Annotated in this window: 4 protein-coding genes and 4 pseudogenes; 2 read left to right on the plus strand and 6 right to left on the minus strand. The window is 60.5% G+C overall.

All coding sequences use genetic code 11. The annotated features are described in order from the left end of the window. Positions 1 to 482: 482 nt before the first annotated feature. From EN781_RS22005 to EN781_RS35450, 3 genes and pseudogenes are all read right to left on the minus strand, one after another. Positions 483 to 830, minus strand: a pseudogene (locus tag EN781_RS22005) (IS21 family transposase); the annotation flags it as partial. Positions 831 to 963: 133 nt separating this feature from the next. After that, positions 964 to 1,104 (minus strand): hypothetical protein, encoded by a 141-nt coding sequence (locus EN781_RS35445; RefSeq protein WP_236473399.1) that lies wholly within the window; start codon positions 1,102 to 1,104, stop codon positions 964 to 966. 27 nt (positions 1,105 to 1,131) lie between these two features. Continuing rightward, positions 1,132 to 1,269, minus strand: a pseudogene (locus tag EN781_RS35450) (hypothetical protein); the annotation flags it as partial. Positions 1,270 to 1,332: 63 nt separating this feature from the next. Here EN781_RS35450 and istA point away from each other — a divergent pair. After that, positions 1,333 to 2,734 (plus strand): annotated as a pseudogene (gene istA, locus EN781_RS22015) (IS21 family transposase); the annotation flags it as partial. 16 nt (positions 2,735 to 2,750) lie between these two features. Beyond that, positions 2,751 to 3,353, plus strand: a pseudogene (locus tag EN781_RS22020) (ATP-binding protein); the annotation flags it as partial. Positions 3,354 to 3,527: 174 nt separating this feature from the next. Here the strand turns inward: EN781_RS22020 and EN781_RS22025 are convergent. The 3 genes from EN781_RS22025 to EN781_RS34850 all read right to left on the minus strand — a co-directional run. After that, positions 3,528 to 3,764, minus strand: coding sequence for a hypothetical protein (locus tag EN781_RS22025; RefSeq protein ID WP_091600251.1), 237 nt, complete (start codon positions 3,762 to 3,764; stop codon positions 3,528 to 3,530). A 298-nt stretch (positions 3,765 to 4,062) separates the two neighbouring features. Continuing rightward, complete coding sequence (locus EN781_RS22030; RefSeq protein ID WP_091600265.1) at positions 4,063 to 5,982, minus strand: potassium transporter Kup; 1,920 nt, start codon at positions 5,980 to 5,982, stop codon at positions 4,063 to 4,065. Positions 5,983 to 6,389: 407 nt separating this feature from the next. Further along, the coding region (locus EN781_RS34850) for a hypothetical protein (protein WP_210213488.1) at positions 6,390 to 6,581 on the minus strand (192 nt) is incomplete at its 5' end.

A 6,581-nucleotide genomic window follows, 5' to 3' on the forward strand; every position in this document is an offset into this window, starting at 1 on the left:
ATGCGGTGGTCCGCCGGCCCACCGCTCCTGCCGGCGGACCACCGCATCGAGCGCGCCGATGGCGGCGCCGGCCGTGACTGCAATGTCCTCGATGCCTTGTCCCGCAACCGTTTGGGTGTCGAGGGCGGCCCCGCGCAACCCAGGTCGGCACCGTTGCCATCGGTGCGATCGAAGAGGCGCCGCCAAGCACGCCACGGCGAGACAGAGAGGGGTTGGGTCGCAGAATCATCGCAAGCACGATGAGTCATGACGGCGCTTTTAGCAATCTATTTGCGCAGAAAGCGCTGTGCTTGTCGGCATCATAAAACGAATGATAATGTTGCCTTATCAGTCGTTTAACTCTTCACGAGTTCGTCCCTGCTAACAAGTAAGTCTCGACAGGGCACCTTTTTGCGCAGCCGGACGAAATTCCGTTCGGTCATGTCACGAAACGCTCGGCCCGCTCCTCTGCCGGCCGATGGTCAACGAAATCCCCTCCCCTAGCTGCGGTTGATCTCGGGGTCGTAGAAGCTGGCGCTGCTGACGCCCGACTTCAGATTGTCGGGAACGATCAGCCGGGGAACGCCTCCGAAGAAACGAAACATCCGGACATGCGAGCCGATCCAGTCCGGGAGCGTTTGCGTCCAAGTTGCCTCCGCAAAGGTGAAGCTGGATGCGCCGAGCACTGCCACGAAGATCTCTGCCTCGCGGATCTCACCGGTCTTGCGATCAACAATCGGGATCTTCTTGCCGGAATAGTCGACGAAGACCTTGTCGCCGGCCGCATGCTCCTGGCGCATCATCGGCGAAAGCCGCTGCTCGAAACTGCGAAAGAGTTCGCAGAAGCGGCTAATATGTTCGGCATAACACTTCACCTGTTATGTTGCGGCCAAATTTATGTTGCGTCTCCGGGGGATGAGCCAAGGATGTCAGTGATTTCCTTGGCCCAAGCCGCCACATAAGAAGAACGGCGATGGTAGTTCGCTACAGGGCTTTCAGGAATGCCATTAATGACGGCAGAGATCGCTGCCGTGGGGGCTCTTTCAAGCCGCTGACTTCAACCTTGGCCAACGCCTTTGCCTTCATTTCCAGATCAACCTCGGCGTAGATGTGCGTGGTGTCCAACGACACATGGCCGAGCCAGGCGCGGATCGTGTCGATATCGACGCCGGCACGCAGGAGGTGGACGGCTGTCGTGTGACGAATCGTATGGGGCTGACGCGCTTCGTGGCCACGGCCTGACGCGCTTCGTGGCCACGGTCGGCACGGTTTTTCTCGCCATGGCGGCATATTGCGTCACGACGCGGTGTATTCCGAACCGTGTCAAAGGTTCCTTCATCCGCCCCAGAAAGACTGCATCGCTCCTATCCCGATCGGTCACGAGGCGAGCCAGCGATATCGCACGACGACGCGACACTTGAGCGGCTGCTGTTTGGCCGTGCCGGTCGTCCGCCGCAAGACCTAAGCGAACCGAACTTTGCGCTGATCGCCAGGGAGTTGAAGCGCAAGGGGGTGACGCTGACGCTGTTGTGGCAGGAGTATCGCGCCGCCAACCCCGACGGCTACGGCTACACCTGGTTCTGCGAGCACTTCGCCGCTTTCGAGCGCCGGACGAGCGCGACATTCCGCAACCGGCATGCGGCGGGCGCGGTGATGCAGACGGACTATGCCGGGCAGACGGTGCCGGTGATCGATCCGGCGACCGGCATCATTTACCCGGCGCACATTTTTGTCGCGGTGCTGGGCGCCTCCAATCTGACCTTCGCCTTTGCCAGCTCCAGCCAGAAGCTGCCGGACTGGATCGAGGGCCAGGTGCGAGCGCTCGCCTTCTTCGGCGGCGTCACCAGAGCGATCGTGTGCGACAACCTGAAGGCCGGTGTCGTCAAGACGCTGTGGTTCGAGCCGACGCTGAACGCGACCTTTGCCGCGATGGCCGAGCATTACGACACCACCATCCTGCCGACCCGCAGCCGCAAGCCGCGCGACAAGGGCAAGGTCGAAGGCGCGGTGCTGATTGTCGAGCGCTGGATTCTGGCGCGGCTGAGGAACCGATCCTTCTTCTCGATCGCCGAGCTCAACGCGGCGATCGCCGAACTGCTCGAGGAGCTGAACAACCGGCCGATGCGCCATGTCGGCCAAAGCCGCCGCGAACTGTTCGGGGAGATCGAGCGGCTGCCTTGAAGCCGCTGCCGGCGGCACCGTTCGAATACGCCGAGTGGAAGTCGGCGAAGGTCCATCCTGACTACCATGTCGAGGTCGACAAGACCTTTTACTCGGTGCCGCACCGGCTGATCGGGCGCACCGTCGAGGTGCGGCTCACGCATCGAGTGGTCGAGATCTTCCACGATCACCAGCGTGTCGCCAGCCATGTCCGTCGCTCACAGCGTTCCGGCCATGTCACCGTCAACGAACACATGCCCAAGGCGCACCAGCGCTACGCCAACACCACGCCGGCCAGCCTGATCAGCAGGGCGGCCAGGATCGGCCCCAACGCCGCCATCCTGGTCGAGCGCATGATGCGCGACCGGCCGCATCCGGAACAGGGATATCGCTCGGCCATGGGCATCCTGTCGCTGGCGCCGCGCTATGGGCCGGAGCGTCTCGATGCCGCCTGCGAGCGGGCGCTGCTGATCAACGCGATCGCCTACTCCTCCGTCACCGCCATCCTCAAAGCCGGCCTCGACCGGGCCAGCTCCGCAGAACCGGCAAAGCCGACACCCCAGACGCCAACATCCGCGGCTCCACCTATTACCGTGAAGGAAAAAGAAAGAATGCTGACGAACCCTACCCTCGACCAGATGCAGGCCCTCGGTCTGGCCGGCATGGCTGCCGCCTGGCGCGAACTGGCCGAACGCAACAACGCCAACGAACTCAGCCGTGACGAGTGGCTCGGCCTGATGCTCGACCGCGAGGTCGCCATGCGGGCCGACAAGCGCGTCCGGAACCGGCTCGCCTCAGCCAGGCTGCGCTTTCCCGAAGCCTGCATCGAGGACATCGACTTTGCCGCGCCGCGCGGACTCGACCGGCGCAGCACCATGGCGCTCGCCCAGGGCAAATGGCTGAAAACTCATGAGAACCTGATCGTCACCGGCCAGACCGGAACCGGCAAGTCGTGGCTGGCCTGCGCCTTCGGACGGCAAGCGGCACGGCTCGATCATTCCGTGCTCTATGTGCGCGTGCCGCGCCTGTTCGAGGATTTGGCGCTCGCTCGTCTCGATGGCCGCTTCCCACGCCTCATCGACAAACTCACCCGCGCGCAACTGCTCATCCTCGATGACTTCGGAACTCACAGCCTCACCGACCAACAGCGCTTCCATCTGTTCGAAATCGTCGAGGAACGCTATCGCCGCAAATCCACCCTGATCACCGCCCAGCTCCAGGGCGACGCGGGCCTTCCGTAACGAGACGAGCAGCCGCTCCAGTAGGACTTCATCCAATTCGGATGCTAGGCCCGAAACGCCGGTCGTGCTCAACGATCCGGTCCTGTATCGACACTACGGTTTCATAACGAGCTACAAGGCTCGTGAGGACTTCCTGATGATCGGAGGTCATACGCTGCCCGTTCTGGGCAAGGAGCGGGCATCAAGCTTAAGGCGTTCATAAAGAACGGCCTCATCGAACTCGCCGTCCGAGAACAGTGCCATTACGCTCACGCTCAGGCGCTCCGCCTGCATGCTACTAACGGAGATACCTGCCTCGGCGCAGACACGATCAAAGACCTGCTTCAACAAAGCCAGGTCGCTGGGATAGGCAATGCCACTCATTGAGCTGGTGTTACTGACCATAGCTGTTCCTCCCATTAGGGCGGAAGGGTGGCCGTCGCTCAACGGCGATGCCACATGTAAATCGCCGATGGAAGCAGGCTACTCCGATTCATGCGGAGAGTCTGGGAAAGGGCTGCTAGAGTTCTGCTCACCGAAGTCGCGCCTCCCGAGACAGAACCCAAGCAGCGATCCTTGGTCAATTCCAAGATATCAAGAGTTGGAAACGTACCAAACAGAGGATGGGGATGTTTGGTATTCAGTGAGGCGCTTTCTATGGACACGCTCAAGTGGCTTCTCAGCTGCTGAACTGCGGCATGCACTAAATCGCCACCTGTGTTCCGATCTCGACGACGCGTCCGGTCGGGATCTGGAAATATTCCGTTGCGTCGGCCGCCGTGCGCGCCAGCCCGATGAACAGCTTGTCCTGCCAGACCGGCATGCCGGAATTGGGCGAGGCCTTGAGCGAGCGCCGCGACAGGAAGAAAGAGGTCGTCATGATGTCGAACTTCCAGCCCTGCTTGCGGCAGATCGCCAGCGCGCGCGGGATATTGGGCTGCTCCATATAGCCGAAGGTCAGCGTCACCCGCATGAACAGCTCGTTGATCGTTTCCATCTTGACCCGGTCACTGTCGGGCACGACGGGTTGTTGCGCCGTCACCACCGAGAGGATGACATTCTGTTCGTGCAGCACCTTGTAGTGCTTCAGGCTGTGCATCAACGCGGTCGGCGCGCTGGCGGGATCGCTGGTCAGGAACACGGCCGTACCGGACATCAGCTGCGGTTTCCTCTTCAACAGATTGCCTGCAAGGGAATCGAGCGGAATCTCGTTCCTGCGCGTCTTGTCGAATAGATACCTGGTGCCTCTTATCCAAGTCCACATGGTCATCACGATCACTGCGGCAATGGCAAGCGAGGCCCAGCCGCCTTCGAATACCTTGACGATGTTGGCTGCAAAGAAGCCGGTATCGATGAAGACGAACACCGCCATTAAGGCTATCGCGACGCCGAGCGGCCATTTCCAGATGCGCGTCATGACGACATAAAGCAGTATGTTCGTCACCAGCATGTTGCCTGTCACCGAAATGCCGTAGGCCGAGGCAAGCTTGCTAGATTCGCCAAAGCCGACCACCAGCAGCATCACCACGAGCGCCAGTAGCATGTTGACGCGCGGCATATAGATCTGGCCGGATTGTCTTTCCGACGTATGCAGGATTTCCAGGCGCGGCAGCATGTTGAGCTGCACTGCTTGCCTGGTCAGCGAGAAAGCGCCGGAGATCACCGCCTGGCTGGCGATCACGGTCGCCGCCGTCGCCAGCACCACCATCGGGATAAGCATCCGGCCTTCGTTCATCTCGAAGAAGGGATGACCGACGACACCGCCATTCGCCAGCACGAAGGCGCCTTGCCCGACATAGTTGAGCAACAGGCAAGGAAACACGATGGCCAGCCAGGCAAGCACGATCGGCTTGCGCCCGAAATGGCCGAGGTCGGCATAGAGCGCCTCAGCGCCGGTGACGGCGAGAAAAACCGCACCAACCGTGACGAAGGCGACTTCGGGCGAGTTGATCAGGAATGACACGATATAATGCGGGCTGATTGCCAGCAGGATTTCCGGGTCGTCCATGATGTGGTTGAGGCCGGAAAGGCCGATGGCCAGGAACCACAGCGCGGTAACGGGCCCGAACACCAATCCTACGCCGCCGGTGCCAAACCGCTGTACCGCAAACACGACCGCCAGAATGGCCAGTGTCAGCGGCACCACATAGGGCTGGAAGGTCGGCGTGACGACATTCATACCTTCGACCGCCGACAGCACCGAGATCGCCGGCGTAATGACTGCGTCGCCGAAAAAAAGCGCCGCGCCGACAATGCCGATGCCGAGGATCACCGCCGAGCGCGTCGGGAAACTGTTGCGCGCCAGCGCCATCAGCGACAGCACCCCGCCCTCGCCGCGATTGTCGGCACGGAGCACGAACATGATGTATTTGATGGTGACGGTGATCGTCAGCGACCAGATGATCAGCGAGAGTACGCCGAGGATGTCGCCACGGTTGGCGACGTTGCCACCGGCCGATGCGTGCAACGCCTCTCGGAATGCATAGATCGGGCTGGTGCCGATATCGCCGTAAACCACGCCCAACGCGCCCAGCATCAGCACCTTGGTGCTGTGCTGCTCGACCTCAGAATGGCTCGATTGTTCGACAGGTTCTGCCTCGTTACCAGCATTGGTAAGGGCCATGGACGACACTCCCATAAGCGGGCGGTGCTCTACGCTTGCTGCACTGCAATATCAAGTGCCGTCACGTAATGTCTGCGTCTCGGTATTGCCTATCGCTCGTCGGCTTCGCAGACTCGTCAGCCCCGAAGCGGCTTGGGAATTTTTGCGAGACTACGCTGAAGCTCCGGGAGCAACGATGCCCCGAGCCAGTATCGGATTAGGTCGATGCTCGGGCGCGCGAGCTCAGATGCCGAGAGCTTAAATTAACGCTGTAGCCGTGTAACAGACTGTGTAACAAATGCCGCGAAAAGTTCAATATTTTCAAGGACGTAAGCGTCAAGTCGAAAGACGCTCTCGCCGCCATCTTCAAGTGGTAAGGGCGATCAGATCTCGGGGAAATTGGAGGCAGCAGCGGACCTGCGACTTGCTCAACGCTCCGCTTCTGAGATAAGGTTGGGATGCGATGGCATTGAGCGAATAGAGCGATTTCCGGGAACCGAACCAATCCACAGAAATATTTTGTTGGTATTTTTGTTGGCTATCCCTGCTCTTGTGTGGGCGTCAACTATTTGGAAACAAAGCCAGATTTCCTTCGCTTCGAATCCGCCTCTGGGCACCAT

Source organism: Mesorhizobium sp. M4A.F.Ca.ET.090.04.2.1 (assembly GCF_003999085.1).
Taxonomy (GTDB): domain Bacteria; phylum Pseudomonadota; class Alphaproteobacteria; order Rhizobiales; family Rhizobiaceae; genus Mesorhizobium.

Coding starts and splice junctions, on each gene's coding strand:
- EN781_RS22025 (WP_091600251.1), bottom strand. CDS start 3,764: ATGGTCAGTAACACCAGCTCAATGAGTGGCATTGCCTATCCCAGCGAC.
- EN781_RS22030 (WP_091600265.1), bottom strand. CDS start 5,982: ATGGCCCTTACCAATGCTGGTAACGAGGCAGAACCTGTCGAACAATCG.